The sequence below is a fragment of the Pediococcus inopinatus genome, from assembly GCF_002982135.1.
In the GTDB taxonomy this organism is placed as follows: domain Bacteria; phylum Bacillota; class Bacilli; order Lactobacillales; family Lactobacillaceae; genus Pediococcus; species Pediococcus inopinatus.
In genome coordinates, this window is the sequence record NZ_CP019981.1 from 1,224,085 (window position 1) to 1,249,573 (window position 25,489).

Below are 25,489 nucleotides of genomic sequence, written 5' to 3' on the forward strand. Positions count from 1 at the left end.
TAAATATATAGTTTCAAAAATTAGCCTCTTGTGCCTAATTTTGTTGTGGTGCTGACAAACCAAGATGTTCATAGCCCTTCTCAGTAACTACTCGCCCACGAGGGGTCCGGTTCAAATAACCAATTTGCATCAAATAAGGTTCGTACATTTCGGCAATTGTATCAGACTCTTCCCCAATATTCGCGGCAATGGTTCCCAAACCAACTGGTCCCCCGTGATAGTATTCAACCATTGTTTTTAAAATTTTATTATCGATTTCATCTAAACCTTCTTCATCAACACGCAAGAAACGTAGTGACTTCGCCACAATCTCATCATCAATTGCTTGTTTATCAGAAACTTCCATAAAATCACGCACTCGTTTAAGTAATCGATTGGCAATTCTAGGCGTTCCTCGCGACCTTCTTGCCAGTTCGTGGGCCCCTTGATCAGTAATTTTCGTGTTAAATATGTCAGCGGATCGTTTCACAATTTCTGTAAGATCCTCAATCGTGTAATAACTCATGTGTGACACAATTCCGAAACGGTCTCTTAATGGTGCGGATAACAAACCGGCTCGCGTTGTTGCGCCAATTAATGTGAAAGGTGGAAGCGGAAAATGAATAGGATGCGCAGTAGGGCCTTGGCCGACCACGATATCAACAAAGAAATCTTCCATCGCGGAGTAAAGCATTTCTTCAACAATTTTGGGCAATCGATGAATTTCATCGATAAATAAGATATCACCTGGTTGTAACTCGTTTAGTAAAGCCACCAAATCACCGGGCTTTTCTATTGCCGGTCCACTTGTTGTGCGAATGTGTACAGCCATTTCATTGGCAATCACCATCGCCAAGGTTGTTTTACCTAAGCCAGGTGGTCCATAAAGTAACACGTGATCGAGCGATTCCTCACGTTGTTTAGTCGCCTGGATATAAACTGATAACTCATGTTTGACCCGGTCCTGACCAATATATTGATCTAATGTCGCCGGACGCAAAGATTTTTCAATTGAGGCTTCCTCGTTATCTGTTGCTTCATTTGAAACAAGTCGATCTTCATCAGAATCGTCCATTCATTTCACCTTCTTCCCTATTTTTTCATTAATAGCTTAAGTCCAAAACTCAAATAATGATCTGTAGTCATTGATTCTTGATCTTCTAGCTCTGGTTTGATTTTTGCAATAACTTTTGAGGAATATCCTAAAGCAGACAACGCATCCAAAGCATCTGCTAAATTACGATTAGCTATTGGTTGGACTACGGGTTCTGTGGAACTACTAGAAAGTAAGGTCATTTTTCCTTTTAAGTCCAAAATAATCTGTTGAGCGGCCTTGGGCCCAATTTTTGGAAACTTCTTTAAGTAAGCTACATCATCTTGATTAATTGCATTAACTAGACCAGAATGATCTTCGTTTGCAAGAATTGCTAAGGCACTCTTAGGTCCAATCCCCTTAACCAAAATTAATTTTTCAAATAGTTCTTTATCTTCAGCATCATACAACCCATAAAGACTAATTTCTGTTTCCGAAACAGCCTCGTGCACAAAGATTTTCACTAGTTTATTTTTATCAATTTCATACCGATATGGATTTCCCACAAAGAGTTTGTATCCTACACCTTGCACTTCCAGCACCAAAAACTCCGGTGTGATTTGGGTCACATAACCAATTAAATATTCATACATTCAAATTCTCTCCATCATCTTAAAATAAACATACGTTTGCTTTTATCCATTGTACCATATCTCTTTTTTATTCTTGTTCTTCCAACGGACGGTGAGGATCTTGAATACGTTTAAACATTTTTTTCATGTCTGAGTTAGAGAAATGCACTAACACAGGCCGTCCATGAGGACAATTAAAGGGATTTTCCGTTTTAGCTAAATCTTGAATCAGCTGACGGGCTTGCTGATCATCCAAATGATGATTAGCTTTTATTGCCCGTTTACAACTCATCATAATGGCAGTTTTTTCACGGAATTTGGCTACCGTCATGCGTGAATCATTCAAAACATAGTCGATCATCTCACGAACAGTATCCTCTTCTTGTCCCGCTTTAAACCAAGTGGGATGCTGACGAACCACAAAACTATTGGGACCAAAAGATTCCAGTTGAATGCCGCAACTGGCCAAAACATCTTCTTTTTCCTGAATTTTCAACACATCACTTGTGGCGTAATCAAGCACGATTGGCACGAGTAGGCTTTGCGAATCCGTTGAAACTTTTCCAATTTCTTCCCGATAGTACTCATAATTAATCCGTTCTTGTGCAGCATGCTGATCTAAAATATATAACCCCTCTTCAGATTCTGCGAATAGAAAAGTCCCATGCATTTGGCCAACATACTGTAAAATTGGAAAACGCTTTGTTTCGGCCTCTTGTTCAATCTGGCCTTCTGAAACCTCAGCTGTCTCCACCTGTCTATCTTCATCAAAAGGAGCTACCTGTGCTTCTTCAGTATACTTCTGTTGAAAACTAGTTAGTGCTGCACTCTTTAAATCAGTTTCATGCTTTATAACAATTGGTTGGGTTCCATTGCTTGGTAATGCTTGAAACAACTCAGCTAATGAAGCCGTCTGTTGCTCTGTTACATTTGCTACTCCGCTTGCGGGCTTTGTAAATTCCGAATACTTCGCTGAAGCCTCATTTAAATTAAATTGTAGCTGGTCCGTATTGACCTTACGATTAGTACTAAGATTTTTAACTGCAGATGGAATTAAATTTTCTTTAGCAAGTTCTTTATAAATCACCTTTGTAATGAGCTCTTGTAATTGTGGTTCCTGACTAATTCGGACCTCTTGTTTAGCCGGGTGTACATTAACATCAACTAGCAAAGGATCCATTTTTATATTTAAAACTGCGACAGGATAGCGTCCAACCATTAATTTTGAGCCGTATCCTTCAATAATCGCCTTAGTTACTTGAAAATTCTTGACATATCGCCCATTGATTAACACAGAAATATATTGTCGTGAAGCCCTCGTAAATTCAGGCAAACTCGTATATCCCGAGATTTCAAAATCAACATTTTCACCTTTAAATTGCACCATCTTTCGAGCATTTTGCACACCATAAATTCCCGCAATTACTTGCAGTAAATCGCCTCGTCCCGAAGTTCGGATCAGTTCTCGTCCTTCATGACTTAATGTAAAGGCAATCTCAGGGTAGCTTAAAGCCAACCGATTCACAATATCACTGATATTTGCCAATTCAGTTTGTGGAGATTTCATATATTTCAAACGGGCCGGTGTGTTAAAGAAGAGGTCTTTGACGCTGATATCTGTTCCCTTCCTAACAGCTGCCAATGAGTGGTCTACTACTTGTCCACCTTTAATATGGATCTGGGTTCCCGTCTCATCGCCAGTAGAGGTCTCTAGAACCACATCTGCCACCGAGGCAATACTTGGTAAGGCCTCACCACGAAAACCAAGAGAACGTACTTTAAACAGATCTTCACGAGTGGTAATCTTGCTTGTTGCATGCCGCTCAAAAGCCAGTGGCACATCTTCAGTTGCAATGCCATCCCCGTTATCCACAATTTCGATAGATTTCAATCCTGCTTCTTCAACCAAAATATCAATTTGCGTACTATGGGCGTCGATTGCATTTTCGACTAATTCTTTTACCACTGAAGCTGGTCGTTCAACGACTTCTCCAGCCGCAATTTGATCGGCAAGAACATCAGAAAGTTCATGAATTTTTGCCATATTATCTCAACCTTCTATTTATTTGTTAGTTTTTTCTGCCACTTATACAGTTGATTCATGACATCCATGGGGGTCATAGACATCAGATTAAGGTTCCGAATTTGGGAAACGACTTCTGCATTTTCAGGATCTACCGGTTCCGTTTTAAACAAAGCTAGTTGTTCATCAACTTCGCTCTTCTCAACGGACTGAGTTAACTCACTGTCTTGTTCAGTAGGCACCGTTTTAGATGGATGCGCCACTTCGTCCGTAATCACCTGATCTGTATCTTTATTCTGAATTTCAAGTCGTTTTAAAATTTTGTCGGCTCTGCCCAACAATTCAGTTGGCATCCCCGCTAGTTTAGCCACGTGAATCCCATAAGACTTATCAGCAGGACCATCCTCCATTTTGTGCAAAAAGACCAGATCACCATCTTTTTCAACTGCCCCAACATGGACGTTTTTTAATTTAGTTAATGTTTTATCTAAAGCCGTAAGCTCATGGTAATGAGTAGAGAACAACGTTTTGGCGTGAACATGATTATGCACAAATTCAATAATTGCTTGCGCAAGAGCCATGCCATCATAGGTAGCCGTTCCTCGACCAATTTCATCAAACAAAATCAAGCTCTGGGGGGTCGCATTCTGAATGGCCCGATTAGCTTCTTGCATCTCCACCATAAAGGTACTTTGTCCAGCAATTAAATCATCAGCCGCGCCAATTCGAGTGAAAATTTGATCAAAAATTGGCAAAGTAGCCGACTCAGCAGGAACAGAACACCCCATTTGTGCCAGAACAACCGTTAAAGCTAATTGACGCATGTACGTACTTTTACCAGACATATTAGGCCCCGTAATCAGCAAAATATCAACATCCTTTGACATTTTGACATCATTTGGCACATAACTTTGGCGTCCCATAACTTTTTCGACAACCGGATGACGGCCACCGACAATATCAATGCTATGATTTTTTTTCAGAGTAGGTTTTACAAAATGATAGTTCTCACTAACAACTGCAAAGCTCTGTAAAACATCAAGCGTAGCAACCTGTTTAGCCAGTTTTTGCAGTCGTTCAATAACTTGTTTGATTTGCTCACGGATTTTACTGAACAGCTCATATTCAAGTGTAGTAGATTTTTCTTCGGCCTCTAGAATCAAGCTTTCTTTCTCTTTTAAGGCTGGCGTGATAAAGCGCTCAGCATTTGTTAAAGTTTGCTTGCGTTCGTAACGCCCTTCTGGAACCGTACTCAAATTCGATTTTGTGATTTCGATGTAATATCCAAAAACTTTATTGTAACCAACTTTTAAATTCTTGATACCGGTCGCTTGGCGTTCGGAGGCCTGCAGTTCAGCCATCCACTTTTTTCCATTCGTCATTGCATCTCGATACTTATCAAGTTGAGTATCATAACCATCTTTAATTACATTACCTTCAGTGACTGAAATGGGTGGCTCATCCACAATTGCCCGGTCAATAAGATCCGCAATATCATCAACTGGATCAAGTTTAGCCAGCATAGCGCCAAAAACTTTGTTGTCCAGTTCTCCCAAAACATACTTAATTTTAGGAATTTGACGTAGTGATGTCTTTAACTGGATAAGATCCCTACCGTTAACATTGCCAAATGCCACACGACCAGCTAAACGCTCCAAATCATAAACTTTTACTAATTCCTCTTGTAAACTACTGCGTTCAAAATAATGATCCAGTAACTCGGCCACTTTTGTTTGCCGATCTTCAATTTCCACTTGCCGAATTAGTGGCCGATCTAACCATTGTTTCAGTAATCGACCACCCATTGCGGTTCGAGTTTCGTCTAATAACCACAAAAGTGTACCCTGTTTCTTGCCTGAGCGGATAGATCTTGTCAATTCCAAATTATATTTAGAATAATGGTCCATCCGTAAATAGTAAGAAGGCTCATAGGCCACCGCTTTTTGCAAATGTGCGAGGCTTCGTTTTTGCGTTACCGTGATGTACGTCAGTAATGTTTCAACAACGGTCTTTTCCAAATTTTCAGTTAGGGCTTGCGTTAAATAACTTAATTCGGCCTTCACTTCAATTTTATTTTGGTGTGAAACCATAATATTCAATTTTTTAAACTGTTCTTGCATATCATCTGTAACAGATGCATCTACCACGATTTCCTTCGACTGTAGATTAACAACCTCGTTAATTACAGCTTCAAAAGACTCCAAATTACTAGTTTTCAGTTCACCAGTCGATAAATCTGCATAGGCAAAACCAAACTTGTTGTCCTCGGTCGTGGTCAAAGCAGTTAAATAATTATTGGATTTGGCTTCATTGACGTTAGAATCCGTAACTGTTCCAGGTGTTATCAATTGAATAACTTCACGTTTGACCATGCCTTTAGCCAAACGAGGGTCTTCCATTTGTTCACAAATAGCTACTTTATATCCCTTTTCAATTAAAATATCAACGTAATTTTGAACAGCATGATGAGGCATTCCACACATCGGAATGGGATCTGTCGCGTTATGACTACGAGAAGTTAGTGTTAGTTCAAGAATTTGAGCACCCTTGATCGCATCATCGTAGAAAAGTTCATAAAAATCACCAATTCGATAAAATAAAAAAGCATCTGGATAATCTTTTTTAATCGCCATATATTGCTGCATCATTGGCGTATCACTCGTTTTTTGTGGCAAATTCTCTCCTGCTTTCTACTTTTTATCTAATTCGAACATTTAAAACTATCTGTCCTATTTTAACATTTAACCTTTAGAGTGCCTACTAACTGTGCTGGCTTTTCCAAGGTAGTGTCATTAAAAATGATTTCAACTATTTTAAAAATAAAAAAGTCTGGCAACAGATACTTGCCAAACCTTCTTAATATTCTATTTATTTAGCATAATTTACAGCGCGAACTTCACGAATTACGGTAACTTTAACTTTTCCAGAATACTCTAACTGTTTTTCAATTGCAGTTCTAATATCATGAGTCAATGTGGTTGCCTGTAAGTCAGAAATCTTTGAAGGTTTTACGATTACCCGTATCTCTCGACCGGCTTGAATCGCATAACTCTTCTTAACGCCTTTAAACCCATCAGCCAAATTTTCTAGCTTCTCGAGTCTATGAATATAATTTTCTAGAGAATCACTGCGGGCTCCTGGCCGAGCAGCTGAAATTGAATCTGCTGCTGCAACCAATACTGAAGTCACATATTCGGCACCGACATCTCCATCATGGGAAGCAATGGCGTTAATTACCACTGGACTTTCCTTATACTTCTTTGCAAATTCTACGCCGATTGTCACATGGGATCCTTCAACCTCATGGTCAACCGCTTTTCCAATATCGTGTAATAATCCTGCGCGTTTAGCTAAAGTAACATCCTCACCTAATTCAGCTGCTAAAATACCTGTTAATTTAGCAACTTCAATTGAATGGTCCAAAACATTTTGTCCGTAACTAGTGCGGAACCTTAAGCGACCAACTAACTTGATCAACTCAGGATTCATCGAGTGAATACCAAGATCAAAAATGGTTTGTTCCCCAACTTCACGGATCTTATCATCCATGTCTTTGCGAGCTTTTTCAACCATTTCCTCAATTCGAGCTGGATGAATCCGACCATCCTGAATTAACCGTTCAAGTGCCATTTTGGCAATCTCACGACGAATTGGGTCAAATCCACTTAGCACAACTGCTTCTGGTGTATCGTCAATGATTAAATCAATACCAGTCAAAGTCTCTAAAGTTCTAATGTTTCGACCTTCGCGACCAATAATTCGACCTTTCATGTCATCACTGGGGAGATTCACAACAGTAACAGTTGATTCCGTAGCCACATCGGCTGCACTTCTTTCAATAGCTTGGGCAATCAGATCGGTTGCCACTTTTTTAGCATCTGTTTGTGCCTTTTCTTCACTTTCGCGAATCATTTTAGCACGTTCGTCTGCCAAGCCATCACGAACCTCGTTCAGAATCAAAGATTGCGCGTCTTCTTGTGACATTGCCGCAACCCGTTCTAACTCTTCTGTACGTTTTGTAACTAATGAGGATGCTTCTTGTTGTTGTTCGTCAATCCGCTTTTGCTCAGAACTTAGTTTTTCTTCCTTACGTTCCAAACTATCTTCACGTTTTTCAAAAGTGTTATCTTTATGATCCAAAACCTCTTCTCGCTGTAACAAACGTTCCTCTTGCTTCTGTGCTTCTGCACGTCGTTGCTTAAGTTCGTTTTCTACCCGAGTTCGATAGCGGTGACTTTCGTCTTTAGCTTCTAAAAGGGCTTCCTTTTTTTCAGTTGCCGCCTGTTTCTTAGCATTGTCTAAAATACCACTAGCTGTATCCTGCGCATCATGCACATTTTTCTCTTGAATGAGTTTGTGTACATAATAACCGATGATATAGCCAACAACAATAGCGATGATTGCGAGGATTATATTGAAAACAATCATGTTTCCACCTCCGAATCATAAATAGTTGGTTAATTTTCTAACCGAATTTTATGATGCTATTTTGATTATTCACACAATACTTAGTTTAGCATTCCGAAGGCAGTTTAATCAAGCTATCTCACTATTTATATTTGTTCAATCACACAATTTTTATAAAAATATGTTAAAAATTTTCTAAAAAAATAATTCACTGCATTTAAACAGTAAATTATTCTTTCAAAATATTTTATTTCTTTTTAGATGTTTTAAGATCTAGTGTAGAAGGATCTTTCTCTTCTTTTGATTTTTCTTGTGCTGCATCTTTTTCTTCGGGTGTTTCATCCATTCCAAACGCGACACGAACTTTTTTATAAATTTCTTCTCGCTTTTCCGGATTGTCTTCTAAATACTGCTTAGCGTTTTCTCGACCTTGTCCAATGCGTTCCTCAGCATATGAATACCAAGAACCACTCTTTTGGATAATGTCCTTTTCAGCAGCCATATCAATAATCTCACCAGTTTGAGAAATTCCGTGACCGTACATGATGTCAACTTCGGCACGCTTAAATGGAGGTGCAACCTTGTTCTTAACGACTTTAATCCGAACTCGGTTTCCGATAATATCAGTACCGTCTTTAATTTGTTCTGCACGTCGAACCTCTAAACGGATGGTTGCATAAAACTTCAGAGCACGACCACCAGGTGTGATTTCGGGATTACCAAACATAACACCGACTTTTTCACGAATCTGATTAATAAAAATGGCAATTGTTTTAGTTTTATTAATTGAACCAGAAAGTTTCCGAAGTGCCTGTGACATAAGCCGTGCTTGAAGGCCAACATGGGCATCACCCATTTCACCTTCAATTTCTGCACGTGGAACTAAGGCAGCAACCGAGTCCACAACAACTAAATCAACAGCCCCACTTGATACCAAGGCATCTGTAATTTCTAGACCTTCTTCACCTGTATCTGGCTGAGACAACAGCAAGTCATCAATATTAACACCCAAGTGTTCTGCGTACACTGGATCTAATGCATTTTCTGCATCAATATAGGCAGCTGTTCCGCCCTCTTTTTGAACCTGCGCAACCGCATGCAGAGCAACCGTTGTCTTACCAGAACTTTCTGGTCCATAGACTTCAACGATTCTTCCACGAGGATAGCCACCAACACCCAGTGCATCATCTAATGCTAAAGAACCGGTAGAAATGGTAGAGATTTGAGTTTGAGCAGAATCCCCCATTCGCATAATAGAGCCCTTACCAAAATTTTTTTCAATTTTTTTTAACGCAGCGTCTAACGCTACTTTTCTTTGATCATCAGCCAATTTGTTTCCTCCTTAACGGGAATACCTAACATTCATAATAATACTGATTTTCTACTCAAATTGCAAGTAAAAACGAACAAAAGTTCGCATTATTTAAAAACTTTCTTAATTCACTTAATACGCCCACAATGATTTGCCTTCTCGAAGAAAATTAAGCCGTTGAAAACATAATTTTTCATCATCTTTAGTAAAAACTGCCGCTTCCTTAATTCATCCCCCTATATAAGTAAATACGCTTTTCGTACTCAAAAATTCTTTTAATAAAAAAAGAGCCTGACAATTTTGCCAAAACTCAATTTATATTTATTAGTTAAATCCGTCTGAAAAAACATTCCGATTTTGTACGAAATAATCGATTCCTGAATAAATTGTAAAAAATAAACAAATGTAAAGCATAATTGCAGCCATGGGAATGCTTAATGCGGCAAACAACACATTATTTAAAATTAATAAAATAATGGCAATCATTTGCGAAGTTGTTTTTATTTTTCCAGGCATGGCAGCAGCCATCACTTGGCCATCATTTTCGACAATCAATAACCTTAGACCTGTAACTGCCAACTCGCGGCAGACAATAATAGCAGCTACCCATGCTGGTACTTTAGCAAACGAAACTAAAATAATAAAAGCCGACATAACTAACATTTTATCTGCCAATGGATCCGCAAATTTTCCGAAATTAGTTACTAAATGCCTCTTACGGGCAATTTTTCCATCAGCCAAATCAGTCAAAGACGCCACAGCAAATATAATTGCCCCAACGACCTTTGTAATGGCAATCGATGTCCCAACCCAGGTGACTGTCCCCCAGGTAAATGGCATAACCATAATAATAATAAAAATTGGAATTAAAATAATCCGAAATACTGTTAATTTATTTGGTAAATTCAAAAGTTGTCCTCCTGCTTAATCCTTAATATTTAAGGTGATTGTTTTTGTTTGGGTAGTATCATTTTGAGGATTAAAGTTGAAACTCTTGCCATTCACTTTAACGGTGGTTTGTGGCGCGTTTCCTAGGCTAATCGAAACCTTAGAAATACCCTTAGCAATCTTCACAGTGTGTGAAGTCCCTGTTGGTAAAGTAGCAGCCCAACTCTGTGTGCCATCACTTGAAACCGAGACCCACGCATTACTTGTTCCCGCCGTAATGCTCAAACTTGATCCATCAGAAGGGGCATTTTTTAAATCATATTCTGTTGTTGAAGTCCCAACCTGAGTGATTTTTTGAGCTTTTTCTTTAGATGACGAATTGGAAGATTCACTAGAACTTGATTCTTTCTTTTTTGAACTGCTTGCATCATTTGTAACACTCACCTTGCTACTTGTGAGATGTGGTTGAGCTGTATTTCCTGAATGGCTCATCCCCCAGATAGTTCCTAAAACTAAAACCACAATGACAATAACTACTACAGTCGGCACATAGGCTGCGTACTTTCCGTACCGTCTGGAAAACTCGCTTTCTTTTACAACTTGTTTGTGTTGGGTTGTCCTAGAAGGCAAAGGTCCAATAGGCGTTGGGTTTCTTCGCTGGCCATCACCAGTAGTTTCTTGTAGCTCGCCAGCCAGCAATTGGTGGGAATCAAGCCCAACCACATTTGCATATTGGCTAACAAACGATTGCACGTAATAATCTCCTGGCAGATCATTCATTTGACCGGCCTCAATGGCCATCAAGTAACGCTTTTGAATCTTGGTTTTCTCTTGAATATAATCAATTGTTAAGCCTTGATCCATTCTTGCGTCCTGAAGCCTTTTTCCGATCTCTTTATTTTGTTTCTCACTCATCACTTTTCACCCACTATTAAATTAGTCCGCTACTAGTATAGCATATCCAAATCCACTAAAATTTTGTTCTTACTTTAACCAGCCACCATCTACATAAATGGTTTGACCCGTCATGTAACCAGCATCTTGATTTGTTAATTGAACAATCCAAAATGCAATATCAGCTGGTGTGGCGAATTTTCCAGTTGGTATATCATCCGTAATTGCTTGGCGTTCATTCTTCGCTAAAAATTGATTCATATGCGTGTCCACCGCTCCAGGTGCTACCACATTTACTGTAATACCAAGAGAAGCCACCTCTTTCGCATAAGCGTTGGCAAAAGCAGTTTGTGCACCTTTAACCATACTATAACTAACTTCCATCGCACTCCCTACAGCTCCATAAACAGAACCAACAAATATGATTCTCCCATGGGTCGATTTAGCCAGTTTTTCTTGTAACGCTTTGATGATTTCGATTGGTACAGCAACTTGCATACTCCATAAATGTTGAATTTCTTCCTTGGTTGTTTGGACTAATAGTTTGTAAGTCGTGGTCCCTTGCGCAAAAATAATTGTATCCAACTCAAAGATGTTTTCCAAAAATTTGTCCAGATTTGTAGCCGTACTCATATCAAAAGAAAAACTTAAAAAATCTTGTTTTGGATACTTGGCGTGTAACTTTGTAATCAATTCGGTAATTTTTTCGTTTTGCTGATTATAGTGTAAATATAACGACCACCCTTGAGCAGCCAACTGTTTTGCAGTCTCAATACCAATATCGCCAGAAGCTCCTACAATTAAAGCATGTTTCATGGTTTCACTCCCATTGGCATAATTTGGAAGGTACTCAATCCTTTTGCATTAAACAGATCTTTGGCGACTTGTTCTAGATCTGTCAATGTGATCTGCTCGTAAATGGTTTCTTGATCAAACACAGTCGCCTGATCAAACAATTGTCCTTCATATCCATTTGCGATTGCTTCAACTGAGTCCATACGTGCCACTAAACGTCCCATCATTTCCTTTTTTGCAAGTTCAAACTGATCCGTTAATGTTGGCAATATTTGTTGTGCGTTCGTCAAAATGTTTTCAATCTGGTCATTAAATTGATCTGGATGGTCGGTATCACCACTAAAGCTAACATAGTGAAATGACCGGGCAAGATCAAATTCATATGAAAAAGTATCATCAATGACGCCTGAATCATATAACTTTAAATATTGTTGAGAAGATTCGCCAAATAATAAGTAAAGTAATAAATTTACCTTCAATTTATATGCTAATCCAGCTCGTCCTGCAGGGACTGGATCCAAACCTTTAAGACCCACAATACTTTTTGGGCGATTAACAGCCATTTGGACTTCTGCATGCTTAATAATGTCCTTACCATTTGGATCCTCCAACGGAAGCTTGGCATTAGGCGTTTTAAACTGTGGGAAAGTTTTCGTGTTTTGATTTTGAATAACCCAGTTAAGTGTCTCTTGAGGATCAATATTGCCGACGATAAATAAATCCATGTTTGCTGGATGATAAAACGTTTTGTACGCCAGATACAGATCTTCAGTCGTGATTTTAGCAATTGAATCTACAGTTCCAGCAATATCAATATGAACCGGATGCTTAGGATAAAGGTTATTTAATATCCCCATGTATAATTTCCAATCCGGATCATCATCATACATTTGAATTTCTTGTCCAATAATTCCCTTTTCTTTTTCAACAGACTTGTCTGTAAAGTATGGTTCTTGCACAAAGTTAAGCAAAATTTCTAAATTTTCCTTGATGTTTTGTGTTGCAGAAAATAAATAACTAGTTCTTGTAAAACTTGTGAATGCATTTGAATCCGCACCATATTTTCCAAACAGGTCAAAAGCATCGTATCCTTTTTTATCAAACATTTTGTGTTCCAAAAAATGGGCAATCCCATCAGGCTGCGTGACATACTCAGTTTTACCCTGGGGAATGAAGGTTCGATCAATTGAGCCAAAATTGGTGGTAAAAACAGCATAAGTTTTATGAAATCCTTTTTTAGGTAAGAGGTTAACTGTTAACCCATTGCTTAGAGTTTCTGTGTAAAGATTTTCGCCAAATTGCTTATATGTTTGTTTACGCATGTATTTTTACCCCCGAACTCAAGAAATAAACGGCCTGTAAACTAACTTGCTTAGCAACTTTCATAATCGCTTCCCGTGACACTTTTTGGATTTGTTCTTCCCAGTCCTCAGCAGAAACTTGACTACCGACCAGATCGTTGGTAAGTTCTCGACTCGCATAAACACGTTCTAAATCCAACGAAGAAACGTAATTTGAAACTAAACCTTTTTTAATTTGTCCAAGTTGTTCATCGCTAAACTCACCATTTTGCATGTCGGTTAATTGTTCAGCAATAATCGTCAGAACCTGTTCTTTGTCTTTGGCATTAATTCCTGCTTGCACCACCATTAAGCCATTAAATACATCCACACTACTATTTGCATAATATGCCAAACTAGCTTTTTCACGGACATTCATAAATAGTTTTGATAACGGGGAGCCACCAAACAACGCATTAAAAACGATTCCAGCGTAATAATTTTTATTTCGAAAATCGGTTGGAAATTGATACGCTAAATCTAATTTTGCTTGAACAACGTTTTGATTTTCACTCCGCGTTTGAAAAGTTCTCATAGGTTGTTTAATCGTTGTTAACCCAACCAAATTAGATGTTCGCTCTGCTAATGGCCATTGACGAATTTGATCGGCAACTTGCTCGGCATTCACATTTCCGACTACATATATTTCAACCCGATCTTGTGCTAAGACTGATTGATAATAGTCATATAATTCATGATTTTCTATTTTTGCTAGGCTTTCAACATCGCCAAAAGCAGGCACCCGTTGAACTTCATCCTCATTAAAAACTAATTTTTGTAACTGAAGTGCAGCGTATGACTGTTTATCATCTCGAAGCGCTTTAATATACGCGATTAAATTAGCTTGCTGTCTTTGAAAAGTTTGATCATGAAAGTTACCAGCTTTTGCCAATGGATTAAAAATCATCTCCTGCAAAAATTGAATTCCTTCTGATAGCAGGTCTTCCGATGAATTCAAAAAATGATCATTTGGCAGCGATAATGAAAAAGTAAGATCATGAATATTTTGTTTTCGCATCACGGTTGTTCCAAACCCAGCCCCATAAAGCTTTGATAATGCTTGGGATACTAAGATCTGTGTCACATATTTCTTGGAACTAGTCTCTAAAATATTGGCTAATAATGAACGATAACTAGTTTGCTGTTTTGTTGCATTTTCTAAAAAATGAACCGATATTTGGGTATTCTTGAATTGAGATACCGGAATAACCGTTAACGCAATTCCTTGTTTGATTTGTATTCGCACTAAATTACCTCATTTAAAAATTATTTACTATCTTTTATTATACGCGATTTTCAATGACTATGAATCCCTAAAAAACATTTTAAATAAAACAAAAATATTGATCTAGATTAGCTTTTTTATTACTAATCCAAATCAATATTTTTTGAACTCTATTTAACTTTTTGGCTGTTTTTCAACTGGAGCAGTATTACCAAACCATTTTTCGTTAATTTTTTTCAAAGTTCCATTTTTATACAGCACATACAATCCATGATTAATTTTCTTCCGTAAGGTAACATCCCCTTTGCGAATACCCACCGCAAATTGTTCCTTTGGAAAATCACCTTGAATTTCTCGATAACTATTTGGATTACTCTCTTTCTTGATATAATAACCCGCATAAACATCATCAATCAGTAATCCTTGAATTCGGTTCGCTCCTAAATCAATAAACGCATCGTTAAACGAGTCATATAAAATGGGCGTTTTGTTTTTAATCTTATTTTTAAGCAACTGGGGTTCTTTTTCTACGTCCTCTGCACCTGAAGAACCACTTTGAACCCCTAAGATCTTCCCAGTCATTTTTTGAAAACTCGTAATATTTTGATTGCGTTTGCTGACTAGGACTTGTTGATTAGCTAAATACGTGTGACTAAAGCTAACAACTTTGGCGCGTGCTGGGGTGACTGTGAACCCATTCCAAATCAAATCAATTGTTCGATTGCGTAACTCAGTCGTGTTCATAGACCAATCAATACTTTGAAAATCCACTTTGATTCCGTATAGCTTAAATACTGCTTTAGCTAGATCAATATCATAGCCCGTTAACTTACCATTCTTTTCACGGAAGCCCATTGGTACAAAGCTGTCATCCAGCCCGACAACAACTTTCCCACGTTTTTTAATTGTTTGCCAATAATCAGTAGTATTTGCGCGTTTTGTTGCATTTTCACAGCCGCTCAAACTAGGAAGTAAAACCAGGCAAACTGCCATCATGAGAAAAACTAATCTTAACTTTTTTTTCATGTTATTAACCTTCCGTTTCCTTATTTGATAGGTGATACGTGTAACTGCTTATCAGCAACTTCATTAGCAAAATCCATATCATGGGTAACCACAATCTGGGTCATGCCATCCCGTTTTAAGCCTTTAATAATTTCACTAACTTCACCACGTAATTCAGGATCCAACGCGGAGGTAGGCTCGTCATAGCAAAGGATTTGAGGGTGCATCGCTAAAGCTCTCGCAATTGCTACCCGCTGCTTTTGACCACCAGACAATTGATAAGGATAAAGATTTTCCTTACTATCTAGTTGCAACCTCGCAAGACTAGCTTCAGCTTCTTTTTTTGCAGTTACCACGTTTTTTTTCAAAACCATTTGCGGCGCCAATGTTACATTATCCATAACCGTTAGATTAGGGAATAATTGAAAATCCTGAAAAACGACGCCGATCACACTCTCATTCCCGCTATTTTCATAAGGATCAAACTTTTGGTCATTGATATAAAAACTCCCACTATCGATCTTTTCTAGTCCACTTATACAACGGAGCAAAGTTGTTTTACCAGCTCCAGAAGGCCCTACGATGGTTAGGATTTCACTATCTGGAACTTCAAAAGATAGCTTATCAATAATAACTCGTCCATTAAATGTTTTGGTTAAATCATTAATTTTCAACATATTTAAACCTCCTAGCGCCAATAAGCATAGTGTTTTTCGACTCGTCGTAAGATATAAGTACAAACGGCTGTTAACAGTAGATAAATAATTCCAACCAACAGGAGTGGAACTAAGGTTACATCTCGAGATGAAGCGACATTTCCGGCTCGCAATAGATCCCCAATACCAATGACGTAGACTAATGAAGAATCCTTAACCAAATTAATAACTTCGTTTCCGATAGATGGTAAGACAATCTTGGCTACTTGAGGAATAACAATTTTCCGAATCGTTTGCCAATAAGATAATCGTAATACCTTTGCTGCCTCGTATTGCCCTCGATCAACCGACTGAAGACCACCACGAAAGATTTCTGCAAAATAGGCTGAATAGTTAAGAATAAAAGCAAATAGCGCTGCATCATATCTTTGAAAAACAATCCCCACGATTGGTAATCCATAAAAAACAAAAATTAACTGCAATAATAAAGGGGTCCCTCGCATCAACCAAACGTAAAAGTTCAAAATATATCTTATCGGTCGAATTTTGGAAACTAGCCCTAATCCAAAAATCATTCCGATTGGTAATGCTCCGATTAAAGTCCAACAAAAGATCTTCAATGTCATGGTAGTCCCTGATAATAAGGATGGTAATATTTGTGATATATAATTTAACGAAAACATGCTTATCCCCTCCAATTTTATGTATAAAAAAAGCCTCTTGAACTATAAATAATAATTCAAGAGGACGAGTTAGCGCGGTTCCACCCCTGTTTGTAATTGCTTCACAACAATTACCTCAGTAAGTTGAACCTACAAAAAAATCCCCTCAGGTATAAAATACCCAAGAGGACGCATCAACGTGGTTCCACCTCATGTTTCTGATAATTTCACAATTACCAGCTCAACAAGTTATAAGTTCAACTTTAGGAGATAACGATCACCCGTGCCTTCCTAATTAACTCAGAAGACAAACTCGCAGATGTGTTTCGAACAAAGTACATGCTTTAATCTCACCACTTAAAGCTCTCTGAAATGATTCTTTGTTCTACTCTTCCGTTCATTGTTTTTAAATATTGTATTGAATATAAGTCTTTTTTTTATTCTCGTCAAGGGCTTTTCAAAATTAATTTTCTAAAATTGTTGTTCGCCAGTGATAATGTCTTAACTAATTGGTCAGCAAAAATGTCTCGCAAATATGTTTCACCTCCGGCAAAATAGTTAATGGAGGTGGACAACATGAGAAAGGTTGTTTTAACAGTGAAAGAAGACCACAAATATCAAGTAATTCAGCAAGTAGTTAATGAACGAAAGAATCGTTGTCGAGCTAGTATTGAATTAAATCTATCATTACGACAAATTGATCGATTAATAATCAAATATCGAACTAAGGGTAAATCTAGCTTTGTGCATGGCAATACTGGCAAAAAGCCACAGAATAAGATCTCAACCAAACAAATCAATCGAATTATTAAGCTGTATGAAACTGATTACCAAGGCTTCAATATTTCCCATTTCTATGAGTTTTTATTAAGTAGAGAAGGTATTCAAGTTTCTGAATCAACTTTACGACGAATACTTAGAACCCATCGGGTTCTGTCACCCAAAGCTAATCACAATACCAAAAGACAAATACGCAAAGAATTAAAGCTCAAGGAACAACGGCAGGCTTTGTCTAAACGTGACGAAAAGACCTTACAAGTTGTTGAACCAGTGGAAGCAATAAAGGCTCATCCGTCACGTGCTAGGAAAAAATTTGCCGGTGAACTTATTCAGATGGATGCCTCGGTTGAGCTCTGGTTCGGCAATACAAAGACTTATCTACATGCCGCGATTGATGATTATAGTGGTGCGATTGTTGGCGCCTACTTTGATACCGAAGAAACGTTAAACGCTTATTATCAAGTTATGGCTCAAATATTGACTTCTTTTGGAATCCCGTATGAGATTTTAACAGACCGAAGAACGGTTTTTAACTCAAACAAAAAAGCAGATTCTCCAACGAAGGAAAACCCACTCACTCAATTCGGTTATGCGTGTAAGTCACTGGGAACCAAACTCTCAGTGACTAGCATACCGCAAACCAAAGGCAGAATTGAACGCCTTTTTGAAACACTACAAAGCCGACTTTTAAATGAACTTAAACTAGCAAATACAACGACAATTGAGCAAGCTAACGACTTCCTCAACCCATTTGTAAAAGAATTCAATCAAAAGTTTGCTTTACCTATTAAAATTAACACGAGTGGCTTTGACAAACAACTTACATCTTCAGAAATTGATCAGATTTTAATCACAACTCGAGAGCGCTCAATTTCATCTGGTCACACGGTCAAATTAAATAATCAGGAATATCAATTATTTGAATCAGATAAGCTAGTTTGTTTAAAACCACGAACTAAGGTCTTAATCGTTAAAACTTTAACTGGTAAGCTTTACGCTACTACAGATGCAGATCAAATATTTGATTTACATCCGCTTGCAGATCATGACTTAGTTTCGCCAGCTTTCGAGGTTATTATTGAAAAACCATCTAATATGGCCCCAAAGAACAAGAAGCCCAAGGCTTCTATGAACCACCCATGGAGGAGAGCCAATTATCGCGACTATTTGCGTACAATTGGGTATTCCGAAAAAGGAGCAAATCATATGGCATATGAGATTTAAATTTGACAAGGATGTTCAATGATTATTGAGACATTTTTCCTTACCGATTGACAGGCTTTTCAAAATTAATTTTCTAAAATCTTAATCTATACTTCTAAAATTAGCTCCCCGCGTATGCCGGAAAAGACTTTTGATTGGCAAATACAAGATTACAAAAAAGCATAAATTTAATGCCAATGTGGGGGCAAGATTATACGCCACAAAAACCGATGATGTAATAGTTGTATAGTGAACCATTTCAAAAACGATATAAAAAGCACTTTCATACAAGGTCAAGGCTAAAAAGAAAGTTAACAGAATCGAAAGAAACGTGGGCTTATAGAAAACTTTGACCCACTGAATAAGAAGTACCATCACTGGCAGAATGAACATGTTCACGCCAAACACACCAGTATAATACCAATCAAACACAAGCCCTACACCAGCTGCCCATGTGGCAATCGGGAGGTTAGTCTCTCCTTCAAAAAAGATGCCCAACACCAACCATAAAATGGTCAAATTGCTCACCATTGAGTAGGGATAAGCAAAAAGCGATCCTGAAAAAATTAAATTAATTGAACCATCCAAAAATAATGAAAGAAAAAATCCAATTGGGAAAATATATTTTAATTTTGCACTTTGTAACATTGCAGTATCCTCCATCCCAATTGATTACTTCAGTTCCGCAACTGAGACCACATTAATACTACTCATATCAGCAGCGGGTTTGATGTACACCTCAGTAGCTAAACCGCTGCTATTTTTCTTCGTATCAACAACTTTACCAACATATAATCCCTTGGGTGTAACGCCACCTAACCCTGAGGTTGTCACTAAAGTGCCTTTTGAAATCTTAGCTTTTGACGTGACCTGTCCCATCACAATTTCATTTGTTTCTTTATCAAAACTTGTAACGATCCCATTAACCGAATTTCCAGTTTCATCTTGCACTTGAATTGCGAAGCGGTTTGCTGAGTCACTACTATCACTAATTAGTTCAACCTTACTGGTCGAATAGCTAGCTTCGATTACTCGTCCAACCAGACCTTCACCTGCCACTACGGATTGGTTTTTCTTAATGCCAGATAAAGTTCCTTTATTGATCACTACAATGTTCTGCCAAGAAGAAGGCGCACGTGAAATAACAGTAGCCGCAACTAATTTATAGTCAGTCATTGTTTTCTTCAAACTTACTTGTTGCTTTAACTGTTTATTTTCTTGTTTTAAAGCTTGATCTCGTGAACGCACTGCTTCTAGCTGATCCACTTTTCCTTTTAATCGTTCATTTTCTTGATAAGTATTAATCATCGAGTTTAATGCTTTTGAAGTGTTACTAATCGCATTCATTGGATAAGCAACTACTCGATCAACCACTGCAACTGCATCATTACCCACTTTTTGGATAATTGGTGTCGTAGACTTTTTTCGAGTCGTTACAGATAGGGTCACTAAACCAACCGCGATAATCACACAGATTACAGCGATTACTAACTTTCGATTCGAAAAAAACTTTTGCATGGATAGACCCTCCGAAGATTATTTGGATACATAATGACGCTTAAACACAATCTGTATTATACCACAGAAAAAAACACCTTAGAATATTGTTCTGCACCATTTAACACACCTTAAGAAATTAAATTACGCTGATTTTTCAAGGCTTAAATTAAATGTTGTTCCGCAAAACTATAATAATTATCACTACCAGTAATTATATGGTTCAACACTTCAATGCCCATTAAGATGCCACATTCCTTTAGACGTTTAGTAAATTTAATATCCTGTTTAGAGGGGCTAATTTCTCCACTTGGATGGTTGTGCGTAACCATAATTTTATTGGTTCCCACTCTTAAAGCCTCAAAAAAGATTTCCCGTGGGTGAACCGTTGCAGAGTTTAAGCTTCCTTTAAAAATTACCTTTTCAAAAATAATCTTATTCTTGGTATTTAAACATAGCAATATAAGCTGCTCTTGCCGATATCTGCGCTGAATACTGATAAGCTTTTCACCAATTTGGCGACTACCAAAAATCTCACCAACTATCTTTTGCGGAGCTAATTCAATTCTTCGGCCCAGTTCAACTGCCGCCAAAAACTGCCGATTAACTTCTGGATAATCAGAAAAAATCGTCTTTTTTTCTGAATTATATAATAACGAAAATAACGACAAATCCGGCACTGCATCCCAAAATTGGCCAATCTCATCAGCAATTTTATTTACACCAATCTGATTTTGCAAAAAAATTTGTAGCAATTCCTCGTTCGTAAATTGATTCATTTCATCATACTCTTTACGAGACTCTGTAATCTGTCTAAACTTTTCCATCCTATTCACTCTCCCCTAAAAGAAAGTACGCATAGATTGAATTATTCCACGAATAATTTACGAACATCTGAAATGAAGTACAGCGACCCAGTAATTAAAAGAAGATCATCACTCGACATTTCACGAGTTGCGTGCGCAATAGCCAGTTGCCAATTCTCCTCTGTTTGAATCGGGTTCACCGTTTTAACACTAGTTTTCAACTCTACCAAACTTGCAGCGTGCCGCTTTCCTGGCCCTTCAAAAGTTGTGGCAATGATGTGGACATTGTTTAATTCTCCGAGAATTTGAATCATTTTATGAAATTGCTTATCCTCTAGGATGGCAATAACAACATAGATATCCATTTGTTTAAAATGGGTGGCCAAAAGATTTGTCAGTCCTTGCATAGCTGGTTCATTATGAGCGCCGTCCAGAACAACCAGAGGCCGGTCATTTACGTGTTCAAATCTGCCAGCCCAAAATGCCTTGTCCAAACCATTTTTAACATTTTTTTCAAGAACCGGAATGCTTTTTTGTCCCATAAATATTAAGTACGCTTGGACGGCCGTCGCTGCGTTGTTAATCTGATAATCCCCTAGCATTCGGATTCGTAATTCCTTAAATTGAAATGTATCAGTCGCGAAGTTAAATCGTTGAGACCATAAATCCTGATATTGTCGTTTGCTAACTTGGTAATCACGATCAAAACATAACAAAGGACTGTGCTCTCTTGAAGCGACTTTCTCAATTGCGTTTAAAGCTTCTTCATCCATTTTGCCAATCACTGCTGGAATTCCTTTTTTGATAATTCCTGCTTTTTGTGTCGCAATTTCTGTTAACGTATTACCTAATAATTTCATGTGATCAAAACCAATATTCGTAATCACAGAGACTGCTGGCATCACCACATTTGTTGAATCAAATAAGCCACCAATGCCAACCTCCACCAGCACGATATCGGCATGTCCTTCTGAAAAATAAGTAAACATCATGGCAGTTATAATTTCAAACTCAGTAGGCCCACCTTCGGGTAACTGCTCATCTAGTTGCATAATTACAGGATATAATTTCTGGACTAGTCTTAAGATTTCTGAATCGGCAATTGGCTGACCATCCACACTAATGCGTTCATTGAAACGTACTAAAAACGGTGATGTAAACGTGCCGACTTTATAGCCGGTTTCTTGAAGTATTCCTCGCAAAAAAGTCAGCGTTGAACCCTTACCATTTGTACCAGCAATATGAATAGCTGTGATTTTGTCTTGCGGATTTCCAAGCACTTTCATAAAGGTACGCATTCGTTTTAAGGTCGGAATTTTTTTAAATTTTGTTCTTCCATGAATAAATGACACTGCTTCTTCATAAGTACTTATTTCTGCCATTTTAATACCTCCTGAAAAATAAAAAAGAGACCGAACAAACGGTTAAGTTTTGATCGCGTCTCTTTTTTTAAAAATTTCTTAGTACAACCCTACTCTGCGTTTTGGACTGTTTCCAGTCTTTCCTGAGTTGCTGCCAATTTAGATTGATAATCGGCTTGTTTTTGACGTTCGCTTTCAACAACGTCATCAGGAGCATTAGCAACAAAGCGTTCGTTGCTTAGTTTTTTGACAGAGCGGTTAACTTCGTTCATATACTTTTCGACTTCTTTTTGAAGACGAGCGGCCTCTTCTTTTAGATCAACTAATTCTGCTAAAGGAATATAAACCTCAGCATCCGTAATCACAGCTGACATTGCTAACTTAGGAATGTCTAAATTAGCACCCACTTCAAACTTAGCTGGATGACAGAACCGTTCAATATAGTCCTGATTATTTTCAAATAAAGCCTTCAAATTAGCGTTATCGGTCTTTACAAGCAGATCTACAGAACTAGACATTGGTGCATTTGCATCAGCGCGAATATTGCGGACCGCTTTGATTAGATCAATCAAATGCCCCATATCGTCTTCAGCTTTAGCATTACTCATTTCCTCATGCACAGTTGGATAAGCAGCTGTCACAATTGATTTACCTTTGTGTGGCATTGCTTGCCAAAGTTCTTCGGTTACGAATGGCATAATTGGGTGCAAAAGTCGTAACGTTTGATCTAAAATATAAGCCAAAATATTTCGTGTGTTTGCTTTGGCCGTTTCATCATCACCCGTCAAAACCTCTTTACTCATTTCGATATACCAATCACAGAAATCATCCCAAATAAAGGTATAAAGGGCACGACCGGCTTCACCGAATTCATACGTATCAAAGAAATGCGTAACTTGTTGAACTGTAGTATTCAAACGACTCAAAATCCACCTGTCAGTTAGGTTCCATTCTTTTTCATCAGGAAGGACAGGTTCAGTCATTTCACCCAGATTCATAATAACGTAACGGCTGGCATTCCAAATTTTATTAATAAAGTTCCAGGCAGCATCCATCTTATCGTAACTAAACCGAATATCCTGTCCAGCTGTTGATCCCTGTGACAGGAACCAACGTAAGGCGTCTGCCCCGTATTTATCAATCACATCCATTGGATCAATTCCATTGCCCACCGATTTACTCATTTTACGACCTTGTTCATCACGAATCAGGCCATGCAATAAGACGTCCTTAAATGGTGCTTTTCCGGTAAACTCAAGACTTTGGAAAATCATTCTAGAAACCCAGAAGAAAATAATATCATAACCAGTTACTAGTGTACTTGTTGGGAAATAGCGTTTATAATCCGGTGCATCCTCATCTGGCCAACCCATCGTTGAAAATGGCCAAAGAGCACTAGAGAACCAAGTATCCAAGACATCGGAATCCTGTTCCCAATTTTCGATATCTTTAGGAGCTGTTTCACCAACGTAAGTTTCACCAGTCTCCTTGTTATACCACGCTGGAATCTGATGACCCCACCACAACTGACGAGAAATAACCCAGTCATGCGCATTTTCCATCCACTGCGTAAAGGTATGTTCAAACCGTTCTGGAACAAAGTTAATTTTTTGATCGGATTTTTGGTTATCCAAAGCTAATTTGGATAAATCTTTCATTTTAACGAACCATTGCGTAGATAAACGAGCTTCAACTTGCACACCAGTCCGTTCTGAATGGCCAACACTATGCACAATTGGATCAATCGATATTAAATAACCTTGATCATCTAAATCTTTCACCATTGCTTTACGTGCAGTAAAACGATCCATCCCTTCGTACTTACCGGCGTTACTATTCATTGTAGCGTCTTCATTCATTGTATTAATTCGTGCCAAGTCATGACGATTACCGACATTAAAATCGTTAGGGTCATGAGCAGGCGTAATTTTTACCATTCCAGTTCCAAATTCTGGATCTACATATTGGTCAGCAATAATGGGAATATGACGCCCTTGCAAAGGCAAAACGAGCTCTTTACCAACAAGATCTTTATAACGTTCGTCACTCGGATGAACCGCAACAGCCGTATCACCCATCATGGTTTCGGGCCGAGTAGTCGCAATTTCGATGTAATGTTTGCCATTGAATGTATCATCAGGATTAACAAATGGATATTTTACATGATAAAAAGCACCCTTGTCATCCTTATGAATAACCTCAATATCAGAAAGGGCTGTTCTAGCTTGTGGATCCCAGTTGATAATATACTCACCACGATAAATCAGGCCTTTATTATACAAAGTAACAAAAACTTTGCGAACTGCTTTAGAGAGCCCTTCATCAAGGGTAAAGCGTTCACGCGCATAGTCTAGGGACAGACCCATTTTTGCCCACTGCTTATGAATAACATCAGCATATTCATCTTTCCATTCCCATACTTGTTTAATGAACTTTTCACGACCTAAATCGTACCGAGTAATCCCTTGTTCTCGCAATTTAGCTTCAACTTTAGCCTGTGTGGCAATTCCGGCGTGATCCATTCCGGGCATCCATAAAGTATCATATCCTTGCATCCGTTTTTGCCGAATTAACATGTCTTGTAAAGTTGTATCCCAAGCATGGCCCAGATGCAATTTTCCTGTCACATTTGGCGGTGGAATAACAATTGAATATGGTTTAGCTTTTTTATCGCCGCTTGGCTTAAACAGTCCTTGGTCTAACCATTGTTGGTACTTTCCCTGCTCAACAGCCTTGGGATCATACTTAGTTGACATTTCTTTTTTTTCTGTCATTGTATCGTCCTTTCTACACAAAAAAACATACCCATCCTTAACAAAAGGACGAATATGTTTCGCGGTACCACCTAATTTGGGTATTTAACCCCACTCAGTTTTTTCTTAACGGAATTAAAAAATTTCCGGCTACTCTTACTAACTATTTCAGAGTAGCAGCTCACAATCTACAAGGTCTCTCGTTGAAAACTCTCAGCTTACATTTTCTCTCTGTTTT

General features: G+C 38.2%; 20 protein-coding genes and 2 other annotated features (1 of these 22 cut by a window edge). Of the genes, 1 reads left to right on the forward strand and 19 read right to left on the reverse strand.

Annotated features, from left to right (window positions below; all coding sequences use genetic code 11):
- Window positions 1–34: 34 nt before the first annotated feature.
- From ruvB to PI20285_RS06300, 14 genes are all read right to left on the reverse strand, one after another.
- A complete protein-coding gene (gene ruvB, locus PI20285_RS06235) occupies window positions 35–1,054 on the reverse strand; it encodes a Holliday junction branch migration DNA helicase RuvB (protein WP_057774693.1) in 1,020 nt (339 codons plus the stop codon).
- Window positions 1,055–1,071: 17 nt separating this feature from the next.
- The gene (gene ruvA, locus PI20285_RS06240) at window positions 1,072–1,665 is read right to left on the reverse strand and encodes a Holliday junction branch migration protein RuvA (RefSeq protein ID WP_057774690.1); all 594 of its coding nucleotides are present in this window, start codon (window positions 1,663–1,665) and stop codon (window positions 1,072–1,074) included.
- Between the two features lie 67 nt (window positions 1,666–1,732).
- The gene (gene mutL / locus PI20285_RS06245; protein ID WP_057774687.1) at window positions 1,733–3,688 is read right to left on the reverse strand and encodes a DNA mismatch repair endonuclease MutL; all 1,956 of its coding nucleotides are present in this window, start codon (window positions 3,686–3,688) and stop codon (window positions 1,733–1,735) included.
- A gap of 14 nt (window positions 3,689–3,702) precedes the next feature.
- On the reverse strand, window positions 3,703–6,342 hold the full coding sequence (gene mutS / locus PI20285_RS06250; RefSeq protein ID WP_057774684.1) for a DNA mismatch repair protein MutS: 2,640 nt from the start codon (window positions 6,340–6,342) through the stop codon (window positions 3,703–3,705).
- A 193-nt stretch (window positions 6,343–6,535) separates the two neighbouring features.
- Window positions 6,536–8,095: a ribonuclease Y gene (gene rny, locus PI20285_RS06255; RefSeq protein WP_057774682.1), complete on the reverse strand. Its 1,560-nt coding sequence runs from the start codon at window positions 8,093–8,095 to the stop codon at window positions 6,536–6,538.
- Between the two features lie 226 nt (window positions 8,096–8,321).
- Window positions 8,322–9,404, reverse strand: a complete 1,083-nt coding sequence (gene recA, locus PI20285_RS06260) for a recombinase RecA (protein WP_057774679.1) — start codon at window positions 9,402–9,404, stop codon at window positions 8,322–8,324.
- Window positions 9,405–9,710: 306 nt separating this feature from the next.
- Complete coding sequence (gene pgsA, locus PI20285_RS06265; RefSeq protein ID WP_057774676.1) at window positions 9,711–10,295, reverse strand: CDP-diacylglycerol--glycerol-3-phosphate 3-phosphatidyltransferase; 585 nt, start codon at window positions 10,293–10,295, stop codon at window positions 9,711–9,713.
- A gap of 15 nt (window positions 10,296–10,310) precedes the next feature.
- Complete coding sequence (locus tag PI20285_RS06270) at window positions 10,311–11,189, reverse strand: helix-turn-helix domain-containing protein (RefSeq protein ID WP_057774674.1); 879 nt, start codon at window positions 11,187–11,189, stop codon at window positions 10,311–10,313.
- A gap of 69 nt (window positions 11,190–11,258) precedes the next feature.
- Window positions 11,259–11,984, reverse strand: coding sequence for an elongation factor P 5-aminopentanone reductase (gene ymfI / locus PI20285_RS06275; RefSeq protein WP_057774671.1), 726 nt, complete (start codon window positions 11,982–11,984; stop codon window positions 11,259–11,261).
- Window positions 11,981–13,285: an EF-P 5-aminopentanol modification-associated protein YfmH gene (yfmH, locus tag PI20285_RS06280; RefSeq protein WP_057774666.1), complete on the reverse strand. Its 1,305-nt coding sequence runs from the start codon at window positions 13,283–13,285 to the stop codon at window positions 11,981–11,983. Before yfmH ends, ymfI begins: the two co-directional genes overlap by 4 nt.
- Window positions 13,278–14,549 (reverse strand): EF-P 5-aminopentanol modification-associated protein YfmF, encoded by a 1,272-nt coding sequence (gene yfmF / locus PI20285_RS06285; protein WP_057774663.1) that lies wholly within the window; start codon window positions 14,547–14,549, stop codon window positions 13,278–13,280. Before yfmF ends, yfmH begins: the two co-directional genes overlap by 8 nt.
- A 153-nt stretch (window positions 14,550–14,702) precedes the next feature.
- Complete coding sequence (locus PI20285_RS06290) at window positions 14,703–15,554, reverse strand: amino acid ABC transporter substrate-binding protein (RefSeq protein ID WP_057774660.1); 852 nt, start codon at window positions 15,552–15,554, stop codon at window positions 14,703–14,705.
- A gap of 20 nt (window positions 15,555–15,574) precedes the next feature.
- Window positions 15,575–16,210 carry an amino acid ABC transporter ATP-binding protein gene (locus PI20285_RS06295; protein WP_057774658.1) on the reverse strand — a complete coding sequence of 212 codons (636 nt, stop codon included), beginning with the start codon at window positions 16,208–16,210 and terminating at the stop codon, window positions 15,575–15,577.
- Between the two features lie 11 nt (window positions 16,211–16,221).
- The gene (locus PI20285_RS06300; RefSeq protein WP_057774655.1) at window positions 16,222–16,872 is read right to left on the reverse strand and encodes an amino acid ABC transporter permease; all 651 of its coding nucleotides are present in this window, start codon (window positions 16,870–16,872) and stop codon (window positions 16,222–16,224) included.
- Window positions 16,873–17,033: 161 nt separating this feature from the next.
- Window positions 17,034–17,261, reverse strand: a binding site (T-box leader).
- 166 nt (window positions 17,262–17,427) lie between these two features.
- Here PI20285_RS06300 and PI20285_RS06305 point away from each other — a divergent pair.
- Complete coding sequence (locus PI20285_RS06305) at window positions 17,428–18,855, forward strand: ISNCY family transposase (protein ID WP_158694979.1); 1,428 nt, start codon at window positions 17,428–17,430, stop codon at window positions 18,853–18,855.
- An 81-nt stretch (window positions 18,856–18,936) separates the two neighbouring features.
- Here PI20285_RS06305 and mreD read toward each other — a convergent pair whose 3' ends face one another.
- The 5 genes from mreD to PI20285_RS06330 all read right to left on the reverse strand — a co-directional run bounded on the left by mreD (window position 18,937) and on the right by PI20285_RS06330 (window position 25,272).
- Window positions 18,937–19,482, reverse strand: coding sequence for a rod shape-determining protein MreD (gene mreD, locus PI20285_RS06310; protein WP_057772409.1), 546 nt, complete (start codon window positions 19,480–19,482; stop codon window positions 18,937–18,939).
- Between the two features lie 24 nt (window positions 19,483–19,506).
- Complete coding sequence (gene mreC / locus PI20285_RS06315) at window positions 19,507–20,352, reverse strand: rod shape-determining protein MreC (protein ID WP_057772408.1); 846 nt, start codon at window positions 20,350–20,352, stop codon at window positions 19,507–19,509.
- Between the two features lie 143 nt (window positions 20,353–20,495).
- Window positions 20,496–21,158: a RadC family protein gene (radC, locus tag PI20285_RS06320; protein WP_057772406.1), complete on the reverse strand. Its 663-nt coding sequence runs from the start codon at window positions 21,156–21,158 to the stop codon at window positions 20,496–20,498.
- Window positions 21,159–21,199: 41 nt separating this feature from the next.
- The gene (locus PI20285_RS06325; RefSeq protein ID WP_057772404.1) at window positions 21,200–22,519 is read right to left on the reverse strand and encodes a bifunctional folylpolyglutamate synthase/dihydrofolate synthase; all 1,320 of its coding nucleotides are present in this window, start codon (window positions 22,517–22,519) and stop codon (window positions 21,200–21,202) included.
- Between the two features lie 89 nt (window positions 22,520–22,608).
- Window positions 22,609–25,272, reverse strand: coding sequence for a valine--tRNA ligase (locus PI20285_RS06330; protein ID WP_057772401.1), 2,664 nt, complete (start codon window positions 25,270–25,272; stop codon window positions 22,609–22,611).
- Between the two features lie 41 nt (window positions 25,273–25,313).
- Window positions 25,314–25,489, reverse strand: a binding site (T-box leader); it runs 34 nt beyond the window's last position.